Origin of the sequence: Paenimyroides baculatum (assembly GCF_008629655.1) — a bacterium.
GTDB classification, from domain to species: Bacteria; Bacteroidota; Bacteroidia; order Flavobacteriales; family Flavobacteriaceae; genus Flavobacterium; species Flavobacterium baculatum.
This window is the reverse complement of the sequence record NZ_VWSG01000006.1, coordinates 163,658-187,819: the sequence shown is the minus strand read 5'-3', so window position 1 is coordinate 187,819 and position 24,162 is coordinate 163,658. Positions and strand designations below refer to the sequence as shown.

Below are 24,162 nucleotides of genomic sequence, written 5' to 3'. Positions count from 1 at the left end.
AACCATTTTTAAACAGCTGTTTATTTTTGTAAACAAATGTTAATTTCATCATTTAACAAAACTTAATTTTTATACATTTATAAGTTAAAAACCAACACATTAAATATAATCAAATCAACTATTACTTAAATATATATAATTGATTTTACAATTGTAAAATAAATCATTTTACAATTGTAAATACACTTTTGTTTACATTTGTAAAGTCTATTTTTAATTAAAAAAGCTTCTTTTTTTATGAAATTCAGTAAACAGCTACAAAAAATAATGCATCATTTTGGTTTAAGCACAACAGAATTGGCAGATAAAATTTTGGTTCCAAAAGCAACAATTTCGCATCTTATTTCGGAGCGAAACAAACCGAGTTTAGAGTTTATAATGAAGTTACATACCACCTTTCCTACCCTAAATTTGGAATGGTTGATTTATGAAAAAGAACCTTTTTTGGTGACCGAAATTTATCCAAAATCAATCGAAAAAGATCAAAATAAAATACCTGTTTTAAATGAAATTTCGGAAGTTGAAATGGTGAATGAAATCGAAAATGAAGATCAAAATGAAAGTCAACCTGAAGAAATCGAACCTAAAAATATCAATCAAAATATAACGGAGAATCCAAAAAACATTTTATCTTTCCAATCTAAAGAAATTGACTGTATCGTTATTTTTTACAACGACGGAAGTTTTAAAAAGTACAATCCGTAAATGAGTATTTTAAAAAAATATATTAGTTATTTAAATGTAATTCCCGAACGCATCTACCAATCTACCTACAACGGTATTTTGGAAATTAACTGGCTGAACGGTAAAAAAATTCTGGATACCAAAAACACCAACTATTCATACGGAAATCTGGGAAAGGTTTTGCAAAAAGGTTTAAAATCGGTCACTACGGATTTTCGAAGTGAAGAAACATCGGTTTTGATTTTAGGTTTGGGCGGTGGCGATGTGGTAAAGCAATTACGAAATAACTTTAAATCGCACGCAAGTATTACTGCTGTTGAGATTGACCCTGTTATTATTGAAATTGCTTTAAAAGAATTCGATATTATTCCAAACAGCAAACTGGAAATTATAAATAACGATGCCAACCTTTTTCTAAAATACACCAAAGAGCGCTACAACCTTATTATTGTTGATCTTTTTAATGATGTAACGATTCCTGATTTTGTTTTTCAGACAGAATTTATCAAATCGGTTTACAATGTTTTGGATTTGAACGGAAGCATAATTTTTAATACCCTTATTATAAGTGATGTGCATAAAGTACGAAACAAAAAGTTTGTCGAAAATTTAAAGCTGTATTTTTCAGTTCAGGAATTTCCAAACTTATACGGGCACAATCATTTAATCATCACTAAAAAAGTAAAATGAAAAAGTACATTTATATAACAGCCGTTTTGTTAGGATCGATTTCTGCAAAAGCGCAATACACAAAAGACATCAACACCAACCGACCGAGTTCTTCTATGGGCGCATACAGCGTTAGTAAAGGAATTTTTCAGATTGAAGGCGGATATACGTATCAGAACGATGAATTTCATACCGAAAAAGTAAATACATATAATAATTTTAATTTGCAGTTGCGATACGGCGAAATGCTTGAAAACTTGGAATTTGTTGCCGATCTTAATTTTAGCAGTTACAACCAAACCGACTTTAACGTTGATGTAACCAATAGCGGTTTTCGTCAGTTAAACTTTGGTGCGAAATATTTAATTTACGATCATTACAAATATTACGTTGAAAAGCGAAATGTTTACAGTTGGAAAGCGAATCAGCGTTTTAAATGGGGAAGATTGATTCCGGCAATATCGATTTATGCAGGTGGACAATTTAATTTTAAACACAATATTTACTATCCGGAATTACCCGAAATTGGCTTAAAAACCATGCTTATTGCCCAACAACATTTAAGCAAACGCTTTAGCATTACCTATAACTTTATCGGCGAAAACGTTACCGAAGAAGAATTTAGAAACATTAGTTATATTGTAACGGCATCTTTGGGATTAAGTGACAGATGGAGCATTTTTGGCGAACATCAGGGAATTATTGATCGTAAATACAAAAATGTAGCAGTTCCGTTTATGAACGAAGCTTCTTTAAAAGGAGGCTTAACCTATAAAATTCATCAAAATTTACAGATTGATGCTTTTGGCGGAACAAGCATTGAAAATACTCCGCATAAAATTCAGGCAGGAATTGGCGCTTCGTGGAGAAATCATAAAAAATACGAGTTTAAAGATCCTACAGAACTTTAGATACTATAATGTACGATCGTAAAAGTTTCAAACAAAACAAAAACACTATATTTGTTCTGTAAAAAAACTTTTTTAATGAAAATATTAAAGAATTTTCTGCCATTATTCCTGTTTTTCGGAATATATTTAGGTTCAGGAATTTATTATAACGATTTTTACGCGTTATCGCCCGTTATTATTGCTTTTGGTGCAGTTGCTTTTGCAATAACTTACTTTAAAGGATCAATTAATAAAAATATCGACCTATTTTTAAAAGGTGCAGGCAATGATCAAATATTAACCATGTGTTTTATATTTTTCTTGTCCGGATCTTTTAGCTTTATTACAAAAGAAATTGGCAGTGTAGATTATTTGGTTGCATTGATTTTAAACCACATCACTCCACAGATATTATTCATTGCCTTTTTTGTTATATCCTGCTTAATATCTTTTGCTTTAGGCACATCGGTTGGTACAATTGTTACTTTAGCACCACTTTTACCAGGATTGTCAAGCGGCAGTACCGATGCTTTAATTCTACTATCAGGCAGTTTGTTGGGTGGTGCAATGTTTGGTGACAATCTTTCTATAATATCAGACACTACTATTGCGGCAACGCAAACTATGGGTGTAAAAATGATCGACAAGTTTAAAGCAAATGGACTAATTGCTCTTATTGCAGCAATAATTACGTGTGTTTTTATTTATTTAAATCAACCAGAATTCACTTCAAGTATCATCCATAAAAGCGATAAAACAGGTGTTGTTTTACTTCCTTATATAGCCATTGTAGTATTGGCACTATGCCGTTTACACGTATTAGTTGTATTAACAATTAGCTGCTTATTGGCTATAACTATTGCATTTTTTCAAGACTTATCATTTTTGTCGATTTCAAAGCTAGCATTAGACGGTATGCAATCTACCTTCGAAATTTCTTTACTTTCATTGCTAATTGGCGGATTATCATTCTTAATCGAAAAAAATAAAGGGTTTGAAAATGTTTTATCACTTATTTGAAAAAGTAAAAAAACATGGGTAGCGGTTTCATCTATAATATCAATGATCGTTTTTATTAATATGGCTGTTGCAAATAATACCATTGCGTTGCTGATTTGCGGACCAATTGCTAGACAGATTTCCGAACGATTTAATCTAAACAAAATTCGAATAACATCTTTATTAGATATTTTCAGTTGCATAACGCAAGGATTTATTCCATACGGTGCGCAAGTTTTAATATTGCTTGCCTTGATAAATCAGAAAATCAGTTTTATAGATTTGGTTTCTAAAAGTTACTATTTAATCATTCTATTATTTGTAAGTGTTATTTACATTGTATTTTTTATGAATAAGAATGAAAAACGATTAGAAAAAACAGTTTAAATAATTATATTTGCCTAAAAGTGTTAAAAACTATTACATGAAATTATTAGAAGGAAAAACCGCAATAATAACAGGAGCAACTCGTGGAATTGGTAGAGGCATTGCTTTAACTTTCGCAAAACAAGGTGCAAATGTTGCATTTACATACAGCTCATCTGATGAAGCCGCTATTGCTTTAGAACAAGAATTAACAGCATTGGGTGTTAAAGCAAAATCATACAAATCAAACGCTGCAGATTTTAACGAAGCACAATCTTTAGTTGATCAGGTGTTAGAATTTTTTGGAACTGTTGATGTTTTAATTAACAATGCCGGTATTACAAAGGATAATTTGTTGATGCGAATGAGCGAAGCCGACTTTGACAATGTAATGGATGTGAATTTAAAATCGGTTTTTAACATGACCAAAGCCGTGCAAAAAACCATGCTTAAAACCAGAAACGGTGTTATTATTAACATGAGTTCGGTTGTTGGTGTGAAAGGAAATGCGGGTCAGGCAAATTACGCAGCATCGAAAGCCGGAATTATTGGTTTTTCAAAATCGGTAGCTTTAGAACTAGGTTCAAGAAATATTCGTTGTAATGTGGTTGCTCCAGGATTTATTGAAACTGAAATGACAGCAAAATTAGGCGAAGAAACCGTTAAAGGTTGGACAGATGCTATTCCGTTAAAACGCGGCGGAACTCCGGAAGATATTGCAAATGCATGTGTGTTCTTATCATCAGATTTAGCAACGTACATTACCGGTCAGGTTATAAATGTTGATGGCGGAATGCTAACATAATATATCAAAACCTTCTTTTATAGAAGGTTTTTTATTTTAAACACTTCTTCAAATTCATATTACATCAATTTTTAGTACATTTAATGTAAAAGATTTTACTATGACAAAGATACAGTTAATATGTTTTGCGATTTTGATAGCTTTTGTAAGTTCGTGTAAAAGCAAACAAACTACCGTGGATAATACTTCTTCTGCAAAAAAATTCAATGAAAAAACGTTTGATCCGTATTTTAAAGGATTAGGAACCGAACCTTTTTGGAACATTGAAATAAGTGATGATTTTATTGTTTATAAAGATATTGACGGAAAGTCGGAAGTTTTTCCTGTGAATAGTATCGATAAAGCGCAAGATGCCAATGTTCAGTTGATCAGATCTGAAAAAGGAAACCAACAGTTACGTGTTACCATTACACAAAAATCTTGTTCTGATGGAATGTCAGATACAGAGTTTGATTATAAAACCGAAGTTTCGATCATTACAAAAGAAAACGAATTGAAATTAAACGGCTGCGGAAATTACATTATTCCCTTAAAATTACAAGGTAAATGGAATTTAATAAGTTTTAACGGTGCAGAAATACTGCAAGACAAATACCTTAAAACACCTTATTTACAATTTGAAAATGAAGAAAAACACGTCAACGGAAACGCAAGTTGCAATGGTTTTAACGGAGCTGTTTTCTTTGATAATCAATACATCCGATTTTCAAAATTAGGCGTTACACGTATGATGTGCGTACACGAAAATATGGAACAAGAATTTTTAAAAGAAATTGCAACTATTACCAAATATAAAATTATTGATAGCGAACTGCATCTTTTTAAAGGTGACGAGCTAAAAATGATTTTCAAAAAAGAATAACAAAAAAGAAGACGTTACGTCTTCTTTTTTTATCGAACTATTTAGGTTCAAATTGATCTTTTTGGTCTTTATGTTTCCATCGTTTATGTGTCCAAAAATAGTATTCGGGAGCTGCCTTTATCTGCTCTTCTACCTTATCTAAAAACATTCGGGTTGGTTTGTATTTTGGTTCGCTTTTAATATCATCTGTAATTTCAGAAAAAGTAGCTTCATAATGTCCGCGCTTAACTTTATCAACCTTTAAATACAAAATATTCATATTTAATTTTCTGGCCAACACTTCGGCACCCATATGTATTGGCACATCAATTCCCATAAACGATTCCCAGTGAAGATTTGCTCTTAACAACGGAGTCTGATCGCTTAAAAACAAATAAGTTCCATACAATCCCTTTGCCTGATTTTCACGAATTACGCCTGTTGTATGGTGTGTATCAATCAATTCGGCATTAAATCGCGAACGAATATCTCTAAAAAGTTTATCAAAATACTTGTTTTTTAATGCTTTATAAATACCAAAACCTTTAAACTCTAAATGTTGACCCAAGCCTATAACCCACTCCCAATTTCCGTAATGTGGTAACATTAAAATAATGCTTTTTTGTTTTTGTTCGTAGGTTTTCATTAGTTCTACATTTTTAAAAACAAAGCGTTTATCTAATTCTTTTGGTGAAATGGTAATGGTTTTTATCATTTCAAGAAACAAATCGCATAAATGAATGTAAAATTTTCGTTCGATTTCTCTTCTCTCTGTAGCTAATAAATGCGGGAAAGTCAATTCTAAATTGTATCGAACCGTTTTAACGCGGTATTTTACAACTTTATATATCAGAAAATAAAAAATATTCGAAAGCAAATACAAAACTCGAAACGGCAGTATAGACACACACCATAACAAAGCATATATAATGATAAATAAAAGATATTTCATTAAAGAAATTTTTGCAAAGATAAAGTTATCCGTTTATTAACAAGAATTATTTAAAATGTTTTAACAGCGAATCTTTATAACTGGCAGAAACTTCTACTTCTATATCGTTCAATAAAGTAACAAATCCGCCCGAACCTTTATGATACGATTTTATAAACTGCGTATTAACAATATGCGATTTATGAATACGGACGAATTGTTTTGGCAAAATATCTTCGAAATGTTTTAAGAATCTGCACACCATAAAATCTTTACCGTCTGTAGTGTAAACGTTGGTGAAATTACCGTTTCCTTTCAATCGAACAACCTCTTTAACAGTCACCACATCAAATCCTTCTAAAGTAGGCAAAACCAGTTGCTGCTGATCTGTTGAATGATGCAGATTGTGCATTACCATTTGGTTGTGGTTAAAATAAGTTTCCTTTTGCAGATTTTCTACCACTTTATTTACCGCAACAATTAATTCTTCGATATTCACCGGTTTCAAAAGATAATAAGCCGCGCTGATATTTAAAGCCTGAATGGCATATTGCGTAAAAGCAGTTACAAATATTGTTTGAAAATTAATGTGTTTACACGCATCTAAAACGTCAAAAGCATTGGCGAAAGGCATTTCAACGTCTAAAAAAACCAGTTGCGGATTGGTGTTTTTTATCAGTTCGATACCATCTGTACCGTTAAAAGCCGCGCCGATAATTTCTACCTGCGGACAATATTTCTGAAGGTACGATTGCAACGCTTTCTGTGCCGCCATTTCATCTTCAATAATAACCGTTTTAATTTTTTGCTGCCACATTACAAATTAGTTTTTCCATGAAATAATTACTCGAGTACCCGAATTATCGGCTGTGTTTAAAACTTCTGTTCGATATGCTATCGAACAATTATAAAGTTTGTTCAAGGTTTCAATACGTTCAATCGTATTTTTTATACCGCGCGAATCGTATGTTTGCTGATGCACCGTTTTTATTGCCTTACTTGCCTCTACTCCAATTCCGTTGTCTTCAATAACAGCTTCTATTCTATCATTATTTTTTCGGATCAATACAGACAGCAAACCTTTATCCTTTTTGTATCGCAAACCGTGCCAAATGGCATTTTCTATAAACGGCTGCAACAACATATTAGGAACTTTGGTTTGATTATGATCCAGATTTTCATCAATAGTAATTTTAAACTTAAACTGATCTTCAAAACGCAGATGTTCTAACGAAATATAATGCTGCAACGCTTCTTTTTCTTCCTGCAACGTTACAAAATCTTTGTTCGATGCATTCATAACATTGCGCATTAAAGTGGCATATTTTGTCAGATAATTATTCGCTGCAATTTCGTCGTTCGATGCTATAAACTGATTGACGCTGTTCAACGAATTAAACACAAAATGCGGATTCATTTCCCTGCGCAGCGATTGCAACTGAACCTGTAAATTCTTCTTTTTTAATCGTTTTAAAGTGAAAAATATTGCCAAAACAGCTAAAAACAAAACGCTTAATAAAATCAACAAAACGGTATTGAACCTTTTAGATTTGTTATATAAAACTGTTTGCGTTTCTTTTTCTTTTTCCAACAATGAAATTCGCTGTGAAATTTCTCCAAAAATTTTATTTTGCATTAACAGGCTGTCGTTATTTACCAAATTCCAGGCGCGCTGCATAAAAATTTGCGCATATTCATTGGCTTTTACCGTATTTCCTGCTTGCAAATAATAACTATAAAGTTTGTTGTTGAAAGCACTTACCCATTTGGTGTTTGAAAGTTCGTAAGCCTTTTGTAAAGATGTTTCTAAACTTTGCAGCGCTTTTGTTGTATTGTTTTCCTTAAAATAATAATCGGACAGTTTTTGCTGTAAATCAAAATAATTGTCCCAATCTTTTATATTGTATGCTTTTTCACTGCTTTCTTCTAATATTTTAATCGCCATTTTTAAACTGTCTGTGGCTGCATAAATAAAAGCTAATTTGGTAGCAGCATCTTTTTTAACATCATCGTTTGTGCTGGTTTTAGCTGCCTTTTTCAAATCTGAAATCGCTGCAAGTGTATCTTTGTTGGCAAGCGATAATTTTGCTCGTTGCTGATACGTTTGTGCAACCTCTTCCCTTTTGTTCGATTCTTCTAAAATCCGGATATTATCATTCAAAAAATCGGCTTGTTTGGAAGCATTTGTATTGTTCTGAACCCGGCTCAAATCATTCGAATTCAATTGTCGTTCCTGAACATTAGTCGCTTTATCTTGTGCCTGCGAAAAATATGAAGTTGCTAACGGAATATTATTCAAAGCCTCATTATTTATGGCTATTTTTCGTAATATTTCGGCTTGTTTGTCGTTATCTTTTAAATCTTTATAGATGTTTAACGCACGTTGATAGTAAGTATTTGATACGGAATATTGCTTACCGGCTGCGTATTGGTTACCTAAATTTGTGTATTGCGCAGCAGTTTCCGTAGGATTATCTTCCTTAATAGCTTTTTCAGCCTTTTTAAGACTGCCGACTTTAGATTCTTTAACCGATTTATTTTTGGTTTCCTGCTGTGCAATTCCCGCAAAACCAAACAGCATTAAAAAACACAAACTTAAAAAAATACGCATCACCTATAATTTACAACACAAAGAAAATCAATATATTTTAAACTTCAACCTGTTTTACCAAGTCATAAAAGCATTTCACCAAGTTTGATTAAAACACCATTTATTTCACAATACATTCGTACTAAATCTTAAATACAATTATTATGAAAACGAATTTAGTAAACGCTTCGGCACGAATGATCTTTTTTACAAGTTTAACGGTTACAAGTCTGCTTTTTGCAAGTAACGAACCTAAAAAAGAACAGCCCGAAGTAGTTGTAGAAAAAAGTGAAGATACAAAAATACAGGTGGCTTTATTGTTAGATACATCAAGTAGTATGGACGGATTAATCGATCAGGCAAAAGCGCGTTTGTGGAACATTGTTAATACGTTATCAACCTTAAAACACGAAGGAAAAACGCCTGGTTTGGAAATTGCTTTGTACGAATATGGAAATGACGGATTAAACGAAAAAGAAGGTTATATAAGACAGGTTACAAAATTTACTACGGATCTAGATCTACTATCAGAAAAACTTTTTGCTCTGCGCACCAACGGCGGACAGGAATATTGTGGGGAAGTTATTAAAAAATCGATCAACCAATTGGAATGGGACAGCAAAAAAAACTCTATGAAATTGATTTACATTGCCGGAAATGAGAATTTTGATCAAGGAAGTGTAAATTATGTTGAAACCATTTCTACAGCGGTTTCCAGACAAATTTTTGTGAACACAATCTATTGTGGTGATCGTCAATCAGGAATCAGCGAATATTGGCAGGCAGGTGCAACAAAAGGTCAGGGTAAATATTTTAATATCGATCAAAACAGAACTATTCGTTATGTTGAAACTCCGTATGATGCAGATATTGAACGACTAAACAAAAAACTGAATGATACTTATTACGGTTACGGATCATTAGGTGTAAGCAAAAAAGCCAATCAGCTGGTTCAAGATTCTAATGCAAACAGCATGAACAAAGCAATTTATGCAGAACGTGCGGTTTCAAAATCGAAAGCTGCATACAAAAATGAAAGTTGGGATGTTGTTGATGCCTATAAAAAAGATGCATCGTTCGTTGATAAGGTAAAAAAAGAAGAATTGCCAAGTGAATTTAAAGATCTTACCAAAGAAGAATTAAAATCGAAATTAAAAGAAACAGATAAACAGCGTGAGGAAATTCAGAAAGAAATTGATGCGGTTGCAAAAAAACGAACGTTGTATGTTGAAGAAAACACCAGTAAAAGTGATGGTGATGATTTGGGTGCCGCAATAACAGCATCAATTTTAGAGCTAGCAAAAAAATATAATTATAAAGTAGAAAATTAATTTTTAGTGTGACACACCGTTGTCAAACCTGCTTCATAATTTTGAACTGAAAATAACATCTAAATCAATTATTATGAAAGCAAACATTTTAACAAACGAGGAATTATTAAACCACTGGCAAGGTCACAGAGCATTAACAAGAAGAGTTATTGAAACTTTTCCCGAGAAAGAACTTTTTGAATTCAGCATTGGCGGAATGCGTACGTTTGCCGATTTGGTTAAAGAATTGTTGTCTATCGCAGTTCCCGGTTTAGAAGGAATTGTGAACAGTTCTACCGAAGGTTACAACCACAATTTGCCGCTTAACACTAAAGCTGAACTGTTAAACGCTTGGGACGAAGCTACGCCGAAAATTAATGACTTATTCATGCAGATTTCTGAAGATCGTTTTAAGGAAGATTTCAATCTGTTTGGCGAATACAAGTTTCCGGTTATTCAGAATATTCTATATTTTGTTGACAATGAAGTTCACCACCGCGGACAAGGTTACGTTTATTTAAGAAGCTTAAATATTGAACCACCTTTTTTCTGGGAACGTTACTAAAAAAGAGAGCAAATTGCTCTCTTTTTTATATCTTTTCAATTGCCTTTTTTAATAAATCGGTAACTATTTGTTTTAATTCTAAAGGTTCGGAAATTTCGGCTTCAGCAGAAAACATTAAAAACCAGCGAGCAAAATATTGTAAATGGGTTGTTGTTTCAAAAGTCAACTCCATTTTATCGTTTAGTTCTTTTTCTGATACAAAGCCATACGTATCCCGATCCCAGTTAAAATAATGTGCCGATTTTTTAGGTGCTAAAATTTTAACCGTTGTTTTTATAACTTCAGCCTGTTTTTTTGCGTTCAGAAAATAATCTAATTGTTTGTGTTCTCGATTAAAAGAAACATCCGTATTTACAATCTGCTTTACGCGGTCAATTCTAAACTGACGATAATCATTTCTTAAATAGCAAAAAGCCATAAAATACCAATAATCATGTTCGTAAAAAATTCCGATGGGTTCTAAAAGTCGTTTATCGGCTTTATTATCGCCAGGTTTTTGGTATAAAATTTCTATTTGTGTTTTTGAAACAATGCTTTCCAACAAAGTTGAAAGTACTTCGTTAGAAGTTTCGTTTGACGCAGTATCAAATATTAAAAACTGATCTTCAATTAAAGCTACATTTTCTTTTTCGCTAGATCGCAAAACAGCTTTCATTTTATGTAAGGCTGATGAAAAATTAAAACTCATTTTTTTATCGGCAAACTTTCCCATCAGTTTTTCGGCAATCACAAAACTAAACGCTTCATCTTTCGTAAAAATAGTCGGCGGAATTTTATATCCTTCAACCAAAGCGTACCCTTTACCCTGCTCGTTGTAAATAGGCACTCCTGCATTTTCCAATGCTTTTATATCGCGATAAATAGTTCGAACACTAACCTGATAACGATCTGCAAATTGTTGTGCCGTAATCCAATTTCGTGATTGAAGTTGCACGTAAATGCTTAAAATACGGTTGAATTTCTTTACATCAAGCTCGCTCATAAACTACAATAAACTTAACTGGGTTTGCTGCAAAGCGCCTTCAAGCTGCAATAATGCTTCTTTTCTGTGGATTCCGCCTGCATAACCAACCATCGATCCATCGCTTCCAATAATTCTATGGCACGGAATTACAACGGCAATTTTATTCAATCCATTCGCAGTTGCAACGGCACGAATAGCTTTTACATCGCCCAAAACAATTGCCTGATTTTTATAGGTTGATGTGCTTCCGTACGGAATTTTAATTAATGATTGAAATACTTTCTGTTGAAAATCGGTTCCTGTCAACACCAACGGAACAGTAAATTCTTGTAGTTTTTTATCGAAATATAAAGCAAGTTCTGTTTTTAATTGATTTAGATGTTTATTTTCTTCTTCAACAAATTGTGACTTTAAACTTTCGGCTAACTTTAATAACGTTTTTTCTAAATGAATTCGATCATAAAATTCAGCCAGACAAATTCCATTTTCGGTAGCGCCCAAAAACATCAACCCTAACGGAGATTGATAGGTTGTTACAGCAATTTGGTTTGAAGCACTGGTAAGTTTCTGGTTTAAATCTGTAAAATTCATTCGATAAATTTAATAAAAAAAACCTTCTTAAAAAGAAGGTTTTTCAATATACTATTTTGCAACTAATTACTCAGCAGCAACAACTTCGTATGGTAATTCAACAATTACATCGCGGTGTAAACGTACGTTTGCAGCATATTTACCTAAACGTTTGATTGTACCTGAAGTGATGAATTTCTTGTCGATTGATTGACCGTTTGATTCTAAAGCAGCAGCAATATCAGCATTCGTTACCGAACCGAATAATTTTTCACCACCAGCTTTAACAGCAATCTTGATCTCTAAAGCTTTTAATGCATCAGCAATTTTGTTAGCATCAGCAACTAATTTAGCTTCTTTGTGAGCTCTTTGTCTTAAGTTTTCAGCTAAAACTTTTTTAGCAGAAGGTGTAGCCAAAATAGCAATACCTTGAGGAATTAAATAGTTACGACCGTATCCTGGTTTTACAGTTACTACATCGTCTTTAAATCCTAATTTTTGAACATCTTGTTTTAAGATAATTTCCATGTTGTTGTCCTTTTTTAAATAAGAAGTTAGCCCGCCAGTAGCGAGGCAACAACTTTAATTTGTTTTTATTTTAATAAATCTGCAACGTAAGGCATTAACGCTAAATGACGTGCACGTTTTACAGCTACAGATACTTTTCTTTGGTATTTTAAAGAAGTTCCTGTTAAACGACGTGGTAAAATTTTACCTTGCTCGTTAACGAATTTTAATAAGAAATCAGCATCTTTATAATCGATGTATTTGATTCCAGATTTTTTGAAACGACAATATTTTTTAGTCTTGTTAGTTTCAATGTTTAAAGGCGTTAAATATCTGATATCTCCGTCTTTTTTACCTTTTGCAGATTGCTCGATTGTTGACATGATAAATTACGCTTTTTTAGTTTTTAATTTCTCTCTTCTTCTCTCTGCCCAAGAAATAGCATGCTTGTCTAAAGCTACTGTTAAGAAACGCATGATTCTTTCGTCACGACGGAATTCAGTTTCTAAACTAATGATTGCCTCACCTGGTACAGTGTACTCGAATAAATGGTAAAAACCACTTTTTTTGTTTTGAATTTCGTAAGCTAATTTTTTTAAGCCCCAATCTTCTTTAGAGATCATTTTAGCCCCTTTTGAAGCAAGAAAATCTTCGAATTTCTGTACTGTTTCCTTTACCTGAGTTTCAGATAAAACGGGATTCAAAATGAAAACAGTTTCATAATGATTCATAATAATTATATTTAATTTGTTATAAAATTGGGTGCAAAGATACGATAGTTATTTTTATTAACAAATAGTTTCTTATTTATTTTGATACAAAGTATCGTCTGTCATTCTGAATGGAACGAAGTAGAATGAAGAATCTCTAAAATCCATCAAATTTATATCTTTTTCAGATTCCTCCATTCGTCGGAATGACAACACCAAACATCTCAATAAAAATCAACGCTTATAGTTGTTTTTACACCTTTATACATACCAATGGTTTCTAAACTATTGATACTTTTCTGAATAGCGGTTTTTAGAACATTTACCGGTTTGTTAAGCGGAAGTTTTATTAAAATAATCTGAATATACTGATTTCGGATTCGGTTTATTGATGGTTCCTGCGGACCTAAAACTAAAATTCCGTTTATATTATTCCGCATATTTGAAGCTAGCCAATTCGATGCTTCTTTTACTTTATTAAAATCTGCATGTTTCATTTGCAAACGTATCAAACGGTAAAACGGCGGATATTTAAAGTTTAAACGCTCATACATCTGTTCCTTAAACATTCCTTTATAATCGTTTTGGGTAACCTGCTGTATGGTGTTGTGGTATGGATTGTAAGTTTGGATCAATACTTTACCCTGTTTGTTTTTTCTGCCGGCACGACCTGCAACCTGTGTCATTAACTGATAAGCACGTTCATAAGCTCGGAAATCGGGAAAAGTCAGCATACTATCGGCATTCATGATACCTACAAGCGAAACATTGTCAAAATCGAGTCCTTTTGCCAGCATTTGTGTTCCAACCATAACATCGATCTCTTGATTTTTAAAAGCATCGATCAATCGTTCAAAAGCAAATTTTCCACGAGTTGTATCCTGATCCATTCGGGCAATTCGCTTGTTTGGAAAAATCGATCGTAAAGAATCCTCAATCTGTTCGGTTCCCAAGCCTTTCGTTGTCAATTCGGTACTATGGCAACTATGGCATTTTGTAGGCATTGCCATGGTGTAACCGCAATAATGACATTTTAAATAATTTTGTCGTTTATAATAGGTCAAGCTGACATCGCACGAGGTACAATGCGGCACATTTCCGCAGGTTAAACATTCTAAAACAGGCGAAAATCCGCGTCGATTTTGAAACAACAAAACCTGTTCGCCGTTATAAAAAGCTTCGGTAATGGCATCAATCAACTTTACGCTGAAAATTCCGTTCACTTCTTTCTTTCTGCGAGCTTCTTTTAAATCGACCAAAACGATTTCGGGCAACTGAACGTTTGTAAAACGCTGATTTAATTCTACATAGCCGTATTTTTGCTGATACGAATTGTAATAACTTTCCAAACTTGGGGTTGCCGATCCCAACAAAACTTTCGCATTAAACATTTTCGCCAAAACAATAGCGGCATCACGCGCGTGAAAACGTGGTGCGGGATCGACCTGTTTGTAACTTGCTTCATGTTCTTCATCAACAATAATTAACTGCAGATTTTTAAACGGGAGAAAGATTGATGAGCGTGAACCTATTACAACTTGAGCATTTTCGGTATTATTCAACACATGCTGATATACTTCTACCCTTTCGTTTTCGGAATATTTAGAATTATAAACTGCAATTTTGTTTCCAAAATAAGCCGTTAAACGCTGAACCAATTGTGTGGTTAAGCCAATTTCGGGAACCAGAAATAATGCCTGCTGATTTTTTTCGATACATTCCTGCAACAGCTTTATATAAATTTCGGTTTTTCCTGCTCCGGTAACGGCATTTAATAAGGTTACATCGTGTTTTTCAAACTGATCTTCTATTGTTTGAATGGCTGTTGTTTGGGCTTCGGTAAACTGAATATCGTTTAAAAAAGCATCGGTAAACTGCACACGATCTTCGGCTAACGTATAAACCGTAAAAACCTGTTTTTTCTCCAAATTATTAAAAATAGCTGCAGAAACTTCGGCTTCTTTCAATAATTCTTTTAATTCGACAGCTGCTTTTTGTGTATTCAATTGAAAATACTTTAAAACAAGCGCACGCTGTTTTTCTGTTTTTAATTCATTGTCTAAAAGGTTTATTAAGTTTTTTTCCTCTTTATAATTATCGTGTAATGAAACGTATTTAACCAGTTTTGGTTTGTATTTTTCGTGAATATGCTGGTTTAGGTAGATAATATCTTTTTTCAATAATTCATCAATAACTCCGAAAACTTTCTTTTTGTTAAGAATATTCTGAACCTCATCAAACCGTAAAATGGGCTGCTTTTCAAAAGCTTCGTACAATAAAAATTCATCATCAGACAGTGATCTTAAATCAACCACCAAATCGCGGTTAAAACTCAATATTGTTTCACTTTCCAACAAAAAAGCACTTGGTAAAGCCGCTTTGTAAACTTCGCCTAACGAACACATATAATATTGCGAAATCCACTGCCAAAATTCAATCTGAATTTTAGTAACAATAGGCTGTTCATCTATAATCGTATGAATGTCTTTTGGTTCGTAAACCTGCGGTTTCTGACTGTGTTTATTCAACACCATTGCAGTATAAACCAAACGTTTGCCAAACGGAACGGCAACGCGCATGCCCTGCTGCAAAAAATTGTACTCTGCCTGCGAAACCCTATATGTAAAAGTAGTTGTTACTGCTATGGGCACAATAACATCTAGAAAATAGTCCATAAAACAAAGATAAAACAAAAAGCACTTCTTTACATTTAATAAAGAAGTGCTTTTAAATTGTTTATTGTGAAATTACTTAACGCGAACCCACGTTTGTGTGCGTCCTAAAGCTTGGATACCAACGTAGCCACGAACGTCTAATTTATCGGATCCGTTCAATTTTAAGGCACATTTATATTCTTTTCCTGATGAAGGATCGGTAATTGTTCCACCAGAATATTCCTTACCATCTTTAGAAAGTCCTTTGATAATTGTTAAGCCTTTAACTGGTTTACCTTTATCGGCACCCGGACATTTATCACATTTGGCATCTTTTTTATCAGTTAAAATCTCAACCACTTTACCATAAATTTTTCCGTTTTTTTCTGAAATTTCTACAATTGATTTTGGTTTACCCGTTTCATCATCAATCGTTTTCCACTTACCTGTTACTGTTTGCGCCTGCATGCTTAAAGCCGCAAAAGCTGTTAATACAAAAGTTGCAATTACATTTTTCATACGTTATTTTTTGTTTTACTGTTACTAATATACAAATTTCTTCGTTTAGCTGTATAAATCGCTGCATTTAATTCAAAACCCAACAATAAAATCATACAGTTAATCCAAATATAAATCATTATAACCAAAAGTGTACCAATTGATCCGTACAACTCATTATATTTTGCAAATTTTGATACATAGAACCCGAAAGCTACCGAAGTTAAAGACATTAAGATGGTTGTAAAAACCGATCCGTAGGATATAAAAGACAAATGTTTGGTTTCTCTTGATCCAAATTTGTAAAGAATGGATACGGTGAGCAAGATCATTAAAACCACAAAAATATTTCGACCGATATCAGCCAAATACGGATATTCCGAAAAATGCATCAATACTTCTACTGATAAATACACGGCTACAGAAAGAACCAGCATTAAACTTAACAACACCGATAAAACGATTGCTATTAAATATTGTCTGAAAAAATTTCGAGAAATTGATAAATGCGAAGATGACTGAAAACCGTTAATGATGGCGTTTACACCATTAGCCATGAAAATAACCGACATAATTACCCCTGTTGATATCAAGCTTTTGTACGAATTACTCATAATATCGACCAAAATTAATTCAATAGCATCGTAGGTATTCGGTGGAACATTTTCTTCTACAAACAACAAAAAACTCTGCTGAAAATTATCGATAGGTATATAAGGAATAAGGTTCAGCAAAAATAACGCAAACGGAAAAAGTGCCATAAAAAAAGTAAAGGCAATGGATCCGGCTTTGTAATTCAAGGCGCCTTCTACGATTCCTGCAAAATAAATTCGCAACAATTCATATAAAGTTAAGCCTTCTAAACCGGGCAGCTTTGTCCGCATAGAAAGCTTAATGAGTTTGCCAATGACCGGCAGTTTTGTTATTTTAACTGATGATTTCCCCAATTATAAAACGGCTTTTAAACTTAAATCCATATTGTAAACAGAGTGTGTTAGTGCGCCGCTTGATATAAAATCGACACCACATTCTGCATAATTACGAATGGTTTTTTCGTTGATATTTCCCGATGATTCTGCAAAACACTTACCGTTTATCATTGCAACGGCTGTTTTGGTATCATCATAATTAAAGTTATCGATTAAAATTTGATAAACACCATCATTTGTAAGAATTTCTTCAATTTCGGTTAAATTTCTGGCTTCAACAATAATCTTTAAGTCTTTGTTATTGTCTTTTAAATACTGCTTTGTTTGTGTGATTGCCTGTGTAATTCCGCCTGCAAAATCAATATGATTGTCTTTCAGCATAATCATATCGTATAAAGCAAAGCGATGATTTTCGCCTCCGCCAATCTTTACTGCCCATTTTTCAATAGCGCGAATTCCCGGCGTAGTTTTGCGGGTATCCAACACTTTTGCTTTCGTTCCTTCCACTAAATTTACAAAAAACTTGGTTTTCGTTGCAATAGCACTCATTCGCTGCATGGAATTTAAAACCACGCGTTCTGCTTTTAAGATCGATTGTGATTTACCTGTAACATAAAAAGCAATATCACCGTATTTCACAGGAGTTCCGTCGTTTATAAAAACTTCGACCTGCATTTTTGGATCCACATAATTAAAAACCATTTTAGCAAAATCAACTCCGGCTAAAATTCCCTCGTCTTTCACTAATAATTTTGCTTTTCCCATAGCATCTGCAGGAATACAGGCTAACGAACTATGATCGCCATCGCCTACGTCTTCACGAATGGCATTTTGTATAATTAATTCTAATTCTTTATTAAACTGTTCTTTTGATATCATTTTTTTCAATCTTTAATGGCTAAAGTACGAAATTTTGGTATTTTTGGAATATAGTTACAGATAAAACAATAATGAAAACAGAAATTTCTTGGAACGATTTTGAAAAGATCGATATTCGTGTAGGAACCATCATTGATGCACAACCGTTTGAAAAAGCTAAAAATCCTGCTTATAAATTGTGGATTGATTTTGGATCAGAAATAGGCATTAGAAAAACATCGGCGCAAATTACCGTTTTGTATGGTATTGATGATTTAATTGGTAAACAAATTGTTGCTGTGGTTAATTTTCCACCAAAGCAAATTGCCGATTTTATGAGCGAATGTCTGGTTTTGGGCGTTGTTGGTAGTGATAAGGAAGTTACTTTGCTTGCTCCGGGAAAAGCTGTAGAAAATGGTTTGGCAATTGGCTAAACTAAACTATTTTTGCAAAAACAAATTTCTATGAACATCAAACTTTTGGCAATTGGTAAAACCGACAATAAAAATCTGCAAGCGTTAATTGACGAATATACCAAGCGTTTGGGCTTTTATATTAAGTTTGATTTAGAGGTTATTGCCGATATTAAAAATGTTAAAAACCTTTCGGAAGCGCAACAAAAGCAAAAAGAAGGCGAATTGATTTTAAGTAAACTTACCGCAACCGATCATTTGATTTTATTGGATGAAAACGGAAAAAGTTTTTCGAGCGTTGGTTTTGCCGATGAACTTCAAAAGAAAATGAATGCTGGTATTAAAACTTTGGTATTTGTAATTGGCGGACCTTATGGTTTTTCAGACGATGTTTACAAAAAAGCAAACGGTAAAATATCGCTTTCAGCTATGACGTTTTCGCACCAAATGGTCCGTTTGTTTGTTATTGAACAGATTTACCGTGGTTTTACTATTTTAAAGAATGAACCGTATCATCATCAATAGATTTTTGTTCATATTTATAATTATCCGCAGAATAAAAATTACCAACAGGGCTTAAACTATCTTTAGAAACATCATAATCTACCAAATCATTATCACTTGTAATAACAATTGCAAATCTCTCATTCTCAAATTGACTAATCGCAGCTATCCCTCTTTGAGATACATTTCTTACAGTCAGTCCTTTTGGCAGGTAAAAAAATGTACTATCGCTACTGAAATAACTTATTTTTAAATCTTTCTTTAATCTTCCTAGCTCATACGTTGGCGAATTAAAATAATTAAAAACAAATACAACTATAAAAAGTACATTTAGTAAAATCGAAATATTAAATATCCATTTTTTATTCATCATCAATCACTATTAATTCACATAAACTTCGCTATTCAGGCTTTCTGAAACCTTTTGTTTTTCTAATTCTATTAGAATATTCACAAAGGTTTCAACCCTTATTTTTTCATCGATTCTTACCAAATAAGTCTGTGTTTTATCTAAAGGATTTTTTGCATCGGCAACCGATTTTAAAAACAAACTTTGAACTCCTTCAGCTAATTCATAAACGGGTTGCTCGCCTAAAGCAAAGCTTTTAAACGGAATTTTTACATACGCATTTTGCTTGTGAAGGGTATCGCTGTAAACCATGTAAATATCTTTGGTATCTTCGTGCATACCGCCAACTTTATGCTTTTTTTCGGTCAGTTCATGTAAAAACGGAGCAACTTCATTCATCGTTAAATCCCTATCAACAGAAAGTACCCAATGCGTATTTCCTATCAAGCTGTTTTTTTTGATTTCGACTTTACTTTCTGCATTCTTAATAATATATGCCGGACTAAAATCAGTCATTTCAGTTACAACAGAAAAATCAGATCGACTGATTTTCATTTCTTTTTGTTGACAAGATGCGAATAAAATCGTACCAAAAATCAAGGTAAATAGTTTAGTTTTCATAATCATTGATAGATTTTATCTTTTTACCACAGATGCACAGATTTATATTCTTATAGATTTCAAAAGCCAAATATATACTTAAAATGCATCAACACTCTTTTAATTTTTTTTTACCACAGATTAAAAGATTTTTAGGATTATAAATCAATGTAAATCCCTAAATCTGTGGTTATTTAAATTGGACATTCAGTTAGAAAATCTTCATACATAAGTGTTTTTTATCTGTGAATCTGTGGCAAATTAATTATCTGTTTTCTTATATAGTTTTACACATTCTACCGCTTCTTTCACATCGTGTACACGCAACAAATTAGCTCCTTTTGTTAATGAAATGGTATTTAAAACCGTTGTTCCGTTTAATGCCTCTTGCGGCGTGGTTTTGAAAAATTTATAAATCATCGATTTTCTTGAAAGTGCCGATAATACCGGAACATTTAAATGCCGCAGTAAATCCAGCTTATTTAAAACTTCGTAATTCTGATCCAATGTTTTCGAAAATCCAAAACCGGGATCCACAATCACATCAACAATTCCGTGCTTTTGTGCCTGTGCTATTTTATCAGAAAAATAATAAATCATTTCCTGCATAACATCATCATAATTGGTAAACTGCTGCATGTTTTTCGGCGTTCCCTTCATGTGCATCATAATGTACGGCGCTTTAAAACTACCTACAACCTGCATCATTTTATCGTCTAAATTTCCTGCCGAAACATCGTTTATCATCGCTGCACCCAAATCCAATGTCTGTTTTGCAACTTCAGACCTAAAAGTATCAACTGATAAAATAATATCGGGAAATTTATCAACCAAATGTTTCACCACAGGGGTAATTCGTTCCAACTCTTCTTTTTCTGAAACAAAAGGTGCATTTGGTTGAGTTGAATACGCACCAATATCAATAATATCAGCACCTTCTAACAACATTCTTTCGGTTTGTTGTTCGATTTTTTCTAACGAATTATGCAATCCGCCATCGAAAAAAGAATTGGGTGTAACATTTAAAATCCCCATTACTTTTGGAACTTCAAACGTGATTAATTTGCCTTTACAGTTGATTGATTTCATTATTATTGGAATAATTACCTGCTTTTAATTTTTATTGTGAAAACAGATTGTTATTTTTGATAAAATTTACACAAAGATACTTGAATATGCTTTCTACAGCGGAACAATATGATAAAATAATTGCCATTTGCCGACAATTATACATTAAAAAATTACAAGATTACGGGTGTGCGTGGCGCATTTTAAGACTACCGTCGTTAACCGATCAAATTTACATTAAAGCGTGTAGAATTAGATCTTTACAGGAAAATGATGTAAGAAAGATTGATGAAGATGAAACTTCAGAATTCATTGGAATCATCAATTACAGCATTATGGCGTTGATTCAGTTGGAAAAAGGGGTTTCTAAAGAAGCCGATCTAACAAACCAAGAAGCAATTGATTTGTACGATAAACATTTGGCGATTACCAAGGAATTAATGCTGAATAAAAACCACGATTACGGCGAGGCTTGGCGCGATATGCGTATTTCATCGCACACCGATATTATTCTGCAAAAATTGTTGCGCGTTAAACAAATTGAAGACAATAACGGAAAAACCATTGTTTCAGAAGGATTGGATGCTAATTATCAAGACATGATTAATTACGCGGTTTTTGCTTTAATTTTAATGGATTTTGCCCAATAATATATATTTTAAACCTTATTTTGAAAAATAAAAATGGAAAACTTTAAAAAATATTTACCGTGGACAATTAGAATAATTATTTCGTTTTTATTCTTGATTTCTGCCGTTGCCAAATTATACCCGAGTCCGTATTTTGCTATTTCAACATTTGAAGTTAAGCAATTGTATCCACTTGGATTTTCGGAAGATTTTGCCGTATTTTTCTCTCGAATTTTGATTGGCATTGAATTGGCATTAGGAATTTTACTGTTACAGAATAATTTCTTGCGAAGAATTGTAGTTCCGTCTACCATATTAATGTTGGTGGTTTTCACAGTTCATTTAACGATTGATACCATACAAACCGGTGGTAATTCTGGTAACTGCGGATGTTTTGGAAGTTTGTTGCCAATGACACCTATCGAAGCGATTATTAAAAACGTTGTTGCCATTATCTTATTGATCATTTACTTATACGTTACATCTAAAACGGTAAAAGAAGGGAACAATTTCTGGGTTTTATCAACCATAACTTTTGCATCAATTTTAGCATTATTTATGATCGCGCCAATTCAGCCAAAAGTAGCAGAAGTTGCTACAGAAGAAATTGAAACGCCTTTAGAAAAAACAGAAACGATTGAAACACAACCAACTGAACCGGTAGCTATAACTCCAGCTGAAACAACGGTTACAGAAGAAGTTCCGACTGAAATAGCTAAACCGGTTGTTGATGAACCTGCACAAGTAAAATCGGGTTATGCACAGTATTTTTCGAATATCGATCAAGGTAAAAAAATATTGGCATTGTTTGTACCTGGTTGTGAGCATTGTAGAGATGTTGCAAAAGAACTGACGGAAATGAAAGCGAAAGATAAAAATTTCCCGAAAATCCAAATTGTTTTTATGAACGAAGAACCAGAGAAAATTCCTGATTTCTTTTCGTTTGCTGGTGCAATATATCCTTACAAGATTATTGAGGTAATTCCGTTTTGGAAATTGTTGGGTAGCGGTAAAGATACACCTGGAATCATTTATTTTTGGAATGGTAACAAAATCAAAGAATGGGACGGTATTAACGAGAAAAAATTCGTTGGATCAGAACTAAAAACCATCTTGAAAAAGAATTATTCCGAAATTAAAAAATAGTGGTTACCTACTTTCTAAATAAATTAGGCTATTCGTTTTTTACGCTTTTTGGCGTAGTAACCGTTGTGTTTATATTGTTCAACATTTTGCCGGGCGATCCTGCCAGAATGATGTTAGATCAAAACGAAAACTCGGAACAATTGGCATTAATTAAAAAGAAGTATGGTTTTGACCAACCCGTTTCAACACAATATTTATATTATTTGAACGATTTATCGCCGGTATCGTTTCACAAAAATCAAAACGATCATTATACGTTTTATACTGAAGAAAAATATGGTGGAAGCGTTTTATTCAGCACAAAAAAGTACGATGTCGTTTTAAAAACGCCTTATCTGCGCGAAAGTTTCCAGAAAAACGGCAAAAAAGTAACCGATATTATTTTACACACCCTGCCAAGTACCGTAGTTTTAGCCGTGCTTTCCATTGTAATTGCATTGCTTATTGGTGTAGTGTTGGGCGTTTTATCGGCTTTGAATGCCAACAGTTTTTTCGATCGATTGATTGCGTTAATCAGTACGTTAGGTATGAGTGTACCATCGTTTTTCAGTGCAATTTTATTCGCTTGGATTTTTGGCTACGTGTTGCACAATTACACGGGTTTAAACATGACCGGCAGTTTGTACGAAGTTGATGATTTTGGAGAAGGAACGCATTTAGCATTGAAAAACGCCATACTTCCCGCAGTGGTTTTAGGAATTCGACCATTGGGTGTTGTAATACAGTTAATGCGAAATTCGCTGTTAGAAGTAATGAATCAGGAATACATTCGTACCGCAAGAGCCAAAGGATTATCGACCTATAAAATCATAACCAAACATGCGTTGAAAAATGCTATGAATCCGGTTGTAACAGCAATTTCGGGTTGGTTTGCATCTATGTTGGCTGGTGCGGTTTTTGTTGAATATATTTTCGGCTGGAACGGTTTAGGTAAAGAAATAGTTGATGCGCTGAATAATTTAGACCTTCCGGTAATCATGGGATCGGTTATCGTTGTAGCCACCACCTTTGTATTAATTACCATTTTAGTAGATTTAATCTACGCTTATTTAGATCCAAGAATTAAATTAAAATAGTGTAATTATCGAAAGTTTATATTAATCGATCTTCGTC

The 24,162-nt window shown here is 33.3% G+C and carries 29 protein-coding genes; 14 read left to right on the top strand and 15 right to left on the bottom strand.

Annotated elements, in window-relative coordinates; all coding sequences use genetic code 11:
- The first annotated feature begins 237 nt into the window (after nucleotides 1-237).
- From F0460_RS09825 to F0460_RS09795, 7 genes are all read left to right on the top strand, one after another.
- A complete protein-coding gene (locus F0460_RS09825; protein ID WP_150012711.1) occupies nucleotides 238-705 on the top strand; it encodes a helix-turn-helix domain-containing protein in 468 nt (155 codons plus the stop codon).
- Entirely contained in the window at nucleotides 706-1,374 is a 669-nt protein-coding gene (locus F0460_RS09820; protein ID WP_150012709.1) for a spermidine synthase, read from the top strand.
- On the top strand, nucleotides 1,371-2,264 hold the full coding sequence (locus tag F0460_RS09815) for a transporter (RefSeq protein WP_150012707.1): 894 nt from the start codon (nucleotides 1,371-1,373) through the stop codon (nucleotides 2,262-2,264). Before F0460_RS09820 ends, F0460_RS09815 begins: the two co-directional genes overlap by 4 nt.
- A gap of 75 nt (nucleotides 2,265-2,339) precedes the next feature.
- Nucleotides 2,340-3,263, top strand: a complete 924-nt coding sequence (locus tag F0460_RS09810) for a Na+/H+ antiporter NhaC family protein (RefSeq protein ID WP_150012705.1) — start codon at nucleotides 2,340-2,342, stop codon at nucleotides 3,261-3,263.
- A gap of 42 nt (nucleotides 3,264-3,305) precedes the next feature.
- Nucleotides 3,306-3,629 carry a hypothetical protein gene (locus F0460_RS09805; protein WP_150012703.1) on the top strand — a complete coding sequence of 108 codons (324 nt, stop codon included), beginning with the start codon at nucleotides 3,306-3,308 and terminating at the stop codon, nucleotides 3,627-3,629.
- Between the two features lie 37 nt (nucleotides 3,630-3,666).
- Nucleotides 3,667-4,413 (top strand): 3-oxoacyl-[acyl-carrier-protein] reductase, encoded by a 747-nt coding sequence (fabG, locus tag F0460_RS09800; RefSeq protein WP_150012701.1) that lies wholly within the window; start codon nucleotides 3,667-3,669, stop codon nucleotides 4,411-4,413.
- Between the two features lie 100 nt (nucleotides 4,414-4,513).
- Nucleotides 4,514-5,275, top strand: coding sequence for an META domain-containing protein (locus F0460_RS09795; RefSeq protein WP_150012699.1), 762 nt, complete (start codon nucleotides 4,514-4,516; stop codon nucleotides 5,273-5,275).
- A 37-nt stretch (nucleotides 5,276-5,312) separates the two neighbouring features.
- Here F0460_RS09795 and F0460_RS09790 read toward each other — a convergent pair whose 3' ends face one another.
- From F0460_RS09790 to F0460_RS09780, 3 genes are read right to left on the bottom strand one after another with little or no spacing between them, the layout of a single operon-like run.
- Nucleotides 5,313-6,206, bottom strand: coding sequence for a lysophospholipid acyltransferase family protein (locus F0460_RS09790; RefSeq protein WP_150012697.1), 894 nt, complete (start codon nucleotides 6,204-6,206; stop codon nucleotides 5,313-5,315).
- A 46-nt stretch (nucleotides 6,207-6,252) separates the two neighbouring features.
- Nucleotides 6,253-7,002: a LytR/AlgR family response regulator transcription factor gene (locus F0460_RS09785; protein WP_150012695.1), complete on the bottom strand. Its 750-nt coding sequence runs from the start codon at nucleotides 7,000-7,002 to the stop codon at nucleotides 6,253-6,255.
- Nucleotides 7,003-7,008: 6 nt separating this feature from the next.
- Nucleotides 7,009-8,796 (bottom strand): tetratricopeptide repeat-containing sensor histidine kinase, encoded by a 1,788-nt coding sequence (locus tag F0460_RS09780; protein ID WP_150012693.1) that lies wholly within the window; start codon nucleotides 8,794-8,796, stop codon nucleotides 7,009-7,011.
- A gap of 143 nt (nucleotides 8,797-8,939) precedes the next feature.
- On the opposite strand from F0460_RS09780, the gene F0460_RS09775 reads away from it, so the two are divergent.
- Nucleotides 8,940-10,106 (top strand): vWA domain-containing protein, encoded by a 1,167-nt coding sequence (locus tag F0460_RS09775; protein ID WP_223810796.1) that lies wholly within the window; start codon nucleotides 8,940-8,942, stop codon nucleotides 10,104-10,106.
- 73 nt (nucleotides 10,107-10,179) lie between these two features.
- Nucleotides 10,180-10,650, top strand: a complete 471-nt coding sequence (locus F0460_RS09770; RefSeq protein WP_150012691.1) for a DinB family protein — start codon at nucleotides 10,180-10,182, stop codon at nucleotides 10,648-10,650.
- A 25-nt stretch (nucleotides 10,651-10,675) separates the two neighbouring features.
- Here the strand turns inward: F0460_RS09770 and F0460_RS09765 are convergent, their stop codons facing one another.
- The 9 genes from F0460_RS09765 to nadC form a co-directional block, all read right to left on the bottom strand.
- Entirely contained in the window at nucleotides 10,676-11,632 is a 957-nt protein-coding gene (locus tag F0460_RS09765) for a helix-turn-helix transcriptional regulator (RefSeq protein ID WP_150012689.1), read from the bottom strand.
- A 3-nt stretch (nucleotides 11,633-11,635) separates the two neighbouring features.
- Nucleotides 11,636-12,205, bottom strand: a complete 570-nt coding sequence (locus tag F0460_RS09760) for a methylated-DNA--[protein]-cysteine S-methyltransferase (RefSeq protein WP_150012687.1) — start codon at nucleotides 12,203-12,205, stop codon at nucleotides 11,636-11,638.
- A 66-nt stretch (nucleotides 12,206-12,271) separates the two neighbouring features.
- Nucleotides 12,272-12,712, bottom strand: coding sequence for a 50S ribosomal protein L9 (rplI, locus tag F0460_RS09755; protein ID WP_150012685.1), 441 nt, complete (start codon nucleotides 12,710-12,712; stop codon nucleotides 12,272-12,274).
- 65 nt (nucleotides 12,713-12,777) lie between these two features.
- Nucleotides 12,778-13,074: a 30S ribosomal protein S18 gene (gene rpsR / locus F0460_RS09750; RefSeq protein ID WP_002987043.1), complete on the bottom strand. Its 297-nt coding sequence runs from the start codon at nucleotides 13,072-13,074 to the stop codon at nucleotides 12,778-12,780.
- 6 nt (nucleotides 13,075-13,080) lie between these two features.
- On the bottom strand, nucleotides 13,081-13,422 hold the full coding sequence (gene rpsF, locus F0460_RS09745; protein WP_150012683.1) for a 30S ribosomal protein S6: 342 nt from the start codon (nucleotides 13,420-13,422) through the stop codon (nucleotides 13,081-13,083).
- Between the two features lie 203 nt (nucleotides 13,423-13,625).
- Complete coding sequence (gene priA, locus F0460_RS09740) at nucleotides 13,626-16,076, bottom strand: replication restart helicase PriA (RefSeq protein WP_150012681.1); 2,451 nt, start codon at nucleotides 16,074-16,076, stop codon at nucleotides 13,626-13,628.
- A 72-nt stretch (nucleotides 16,077-16,148) separates the two neighbouring features.
- Nucleotides 16,149-16,574: a DUF2147 domain-containing protein gene (locus F0460_RS09735; protein ID WP_150012679.1), complete on the bottom strand. Its 426-nt coding sequence runs from the start codon at nucleotides 16,572-16,574 to the stop codon at nucleotides 16,149-16,151.
- A complete protein-coding gene (locus F0460_RS09730) occupies nucleotides 16,571-17,437 on the bottom strand; it encodes a YihY/virulence factor BrkB family protein (protein WP_150012677.1) in 867 nt (288 codons plus the stop codon). The genes F0460_RS09735 and F0460_RS09730 overlap by 4 nt, the downstream gene beginning before the upstream one ends.
- A gap of 63 nt (nucleotides 17,438-17,500) precedes the next feature.
- Nucleotides 17,501-18,361 carry a carboxylating nicotinate-nucleotide diphosphorylase gene (nadC, locus tag F0460_RS09725; RefSeq protein ID WP_150012675.1) on the bottom strand — a complete coding sequence of 287 codons (861 nt, stop codon included), beginning with the start codon at nucleotides 18,359-18,361 and terminating at the stop codon, nucleotides 17,501-17,503.
- A gap of 71 nt (nucleotides 18,362-18,432) precedes the next feature.
- Between nadC and F0460_RS09720 the strand changes: the two genes are divergently transcribed.
- Together F0460_RS09720 and rlmH are read left to right on the top strand one after the other, a co-directional pair.
- Nucleotides 18,433-18,774, top strand: coding sequence for a tRNA-binding protein (locus F0460_RS09720; protein ID WP_150012673.1), 342 nt, complete (start codon nucleotides 18,433-18,435; stop codon nucleotides 18,772-18,774).
- A 30-nt stretch (nucleotides 18,775-18,804) separates the two neighbouring features.
- Complete coding sequence (rlmH, locus tag F0460_RS09715; protein WP_150012671.1) at nucleotides 18,805-19,278, top strand: 23S rRNA (pseudouridine(1915)-N(3))-methyltransferase RlmH; 474 nt, start codon at nucleotides 18,805-18,807, stop codon at nucleotides 19,276-19,278.
- Here the strand turns inward: rlmH and F0460_RS09710 are convergent.
- From F0460_RS09710 to folP, 3 genes are all read right to left on the bottom strand, one after another.
- The gene (locus F0460_RS09710) at nucleotides 19,244-19,630 is read right to left on the bottom strand and encodes a hypothetical protein (RefSeq protein ID WP_150012669.1); all 387 of its coding nucleotides are present in this window, start codon (nucleotides 19,628-19,630) and stop codon (nucleotides 19,244-19,246) included. The two genes, rlmH and F0460_RS09710, sit on opposite strands and share 35 nt — an antisense overlap.
- Nucleotides 19,631-19,639: 9 nt before the next feature.
- A complete protein-coding gene (locus F0460_RS09705) occupies nucleotides 19,640-20,227 on the bottom strand; it encodes a hypothetical protein (protein ID WP_150012667.1) in 588 nt (195 codons plus the stop codon).
- A gap of 240 nt (nucleotides 20,228-20,467) precedes the next feature.
- Nucleotides 20,468-21,295: a dihydropteroate synthase gene (gene folP / locus F0460_RS09700; RefSeq protein WP_150012666.1), complete on the bottom strand. Its 828-nt coding sequence runs from the start codon at nucleotides 21,293-21,295 to the stop codon at nucleotides 20,468-20,470.
- Nucleotides 21,296-21,381: 86 nt separating this feature from the next.
- On the opposite strand from folP, the gene F0460_RS09695 reads away from it, so the two are divergent.
- Genes F0460_RS09695 through F0460_RS09685 form a run of 3 tightly spaced genes read left to right on the top strand, consistent with a single transcriptional unit; the run spans nucleotide 21,382 to nucleotide 24,125 of the window.
- Nucleotides 21,382-21,924 carry a DUF1599 domain-containing protein gene (locus F0460_RS09695; protein WP_150012664.1) on the top strand — a complete coding sequence of 181 codons (543 nt, stop codon included), beginning with the start codon at nucleotides 21,382-21,384 and terminating at the stop codon, nucleotides 21,922-21,924.
- 33 nt (nucleotides 21,925-21,957) lie between these two features.
- A complete protein-coding gene (locus F0460_RS09690) occupies nucleotides 21,958-23,049 on the top strand; it encodes a DoxX family protein (protein WP_150012662.1) in 1,092 nt (363 codons plus the stop codon).
- The gene (locus F0460_RS09685) at nucleotides 23,049-24,125 is read left to right on the top strand and encodes an ABC transporter permease (protein WP_150012660.1); all 1,077 of its coding nucleotides are present in this window, start codon (nucleotides 23,049-23,051) and stop codon (nucleotides 24,123-24,125) included. Before F0460_RS09690 ends, F0460_RS09685 begins: the two co-directional genes overlap by 1 nt.
- Nucleotides 24,126-24,162: the final 37 nt, after the last annotated feature.

Bases quoted from the DNA above. Each gene is read 5' to 3' on its own strand.
- rplI (WP_150012685.1), bottom strand. From the start codon at position 12,712: ATGGAAATTATCTTAAAACAAGATGTTCAAAAATTAGGATTTAAAGAC.
- F0460_RS09695 (WP_150012664.1), top strand. From the start codon at position 21,382: ATGCTTTCTACAGCGGAACAATATGATAAAATAATTGCCATTTGCCGA.
- F0460_RS09790 (WP_150012697.1), bottom strand. From the start codon at position 6,206: ATGAAATATCTTTTATTTATCATTATATATGCTTTGTTATGGTGTGTG.
- F0460_RS09820 (WP_150012709.1), top strand. From the start codon at position 706: ATGAGTATTTTAAAAAAATATATTAGTTATTTAAATGTAATTCCCGAA.
- F0460_RS09785 (WP_150012695.1), bottom strand. From the start codon at position 7,002: ATGTGGCAGCAAAAAATTAAAACGGTTATTATTGAAGATGAAATGGCG.
- F0460_RS09705 (WP_150012667.1), bottom strand. From the start codon at position 20,227: ATGAAAACTAAACTATTTACCTTGATTTTTGGTACGATTTTATTCGCA.
- rpsR (WP_002987043.1), bottom strand. From the start codon at position 13,074: ATGTCAACAATCGAGCAATCTGCAAAAGGTAAAAAAGACGGAGATATC.
- priA (WP_150012681.1), bottom strand. From the start codon at position 16,076: ATGGACTATTTTCTAGATGTTATTGTGCCCATAGCAGTAACAACTACT.
- F0460_RS09720 (WP_150012673.1), top strand. From the start codon at position 18,433: ATGAAAACAGAAATTTCTTGGAACGATTTTGAAAAGATCGATATTCGT.
- fabG (WP_150012701.1), top strand. From the start codon at position 3,667: ATGAAATTATTAGAAGGAAAAACCGCAATAATAACAGGAGCAACTCGT.
- F0460_RS09825 (WP_150012711.1), top strand. From the start codon at position 238: ATGAAATTCAGTAAACAGCTACAAAAAATAATGCATCATTTTGGTTTA.
- rpsF (WP_150012683.1), bottom strand. From the start codon at position 13,422: ATGAATCATTATGAAACTGTTTTCATTTTGAATCCCGTTTTATCTGAA.
- F0460_RS09775 (WP_223810796.1), top strand. From the start codon at position 8,940: ATGAAAACGAATTTAGTAAACGCTTCGGCACGAATGATCTTTTTTACA.
- F0460_RS09780 (WP_150012693.1), bottom strand. From the start codon at position 8,796: ATGCGTATTTTTTTAAGTTTGTGTTTTTTAATGCTGTTTGGTTTTGCG.
- nadC (WP_150012675.1), bottom strand. From the start codon at position 18,361: ATGATATCAAAAGAACAGTTTAATAAAGAATTAGAATTAATTATACAA.
- F0460_RS09770 (WP_150012691.1), top strand. From the start codon at position 10,180: ATGAAAGCAAACATTTTAACAAACGAGGAATTATTAAACCACTGGCAA.
- F0460_RS09810 (WP_150012705.1), top strand. From the start codon at position 2,340: ATGAAAATATTAAAGAATTTTCTGCCATTATTCCTGTTTTTCGGAATA.
- folP (WP_150012666.1), bottom strand. From the start codon at position 21,295: ATGAAATCAATCAACTGTAAAGGCAAATTAATCACGTTTGAAGTTCCA.
- F0460_RS09795 (WP_150012699.1), top strand. From the start codon at position 4,514: ATGACAAAGATACAGTTAATATGTTTTGCGATTTTGATAGCTTTTGTA.
- F0460_RS09735 (WP_150012679.1), bottom strand. From the start codon at position 16,574: ATGAAAAATGTAATTGCAACTTTTGTATTAACAGCTTTTGCGGCTTTA.
- F0460_RS09760 (WP_150012687.1), bottom strand. From the start codon at position 12,205: ATGAATTTTACAGATTTAAACCAGAAACTTACCAGTGCTTCAAACCAA.
- rlmH (WP_150012671.1), top strand. From the start codon at position 18,805: ATGAACATCAAACTTTTGGCAATTGGTAAAACCGACAATAAAAATCTG.
- F0460_RS09690 (WP_150012662.1), top strand. From the start codon at position 21,958: ATGGAAAACTTTAAAAAATATTTACCGTGGACAATTAGAATAATTATT.
- F0460_RS09765 (WP_150012689.1), bottom strand. From the start codon at position 11,632: ATGAGCGAGCTTGATGTAAAGAAATTCAACCGTATTTTAAGCATTTAC.
- F0460_RS09730 (WP_150012677.1), bottom strand. From the start codon at position 17,437: ATGCGGACAAAGCTGCCCGGTTTAGAAGGCTTAACTTTATATGAATTG.
- F0460_RS09710 (WP_150012669.1), bottom strand. From the start codon at position 19,630: ATGATGAATAAAAAATGGATATTTAATATTTCGATTTTACTAAATGTA.
- F0460_RS09815 (WP_150012707.1), top strand. From the start codon at position 1,371: ATGAAAAAGTACATTTATATAACAGCCGTTTTGTTAGGATCGATTTCT.
- F0460_RS09805 (WP_150012703.1), top strand. From the start codon at position 3,306: ATGATCGTTTTTATTAATATGGCTGTTGCAAATAATACCATTGCGTTG.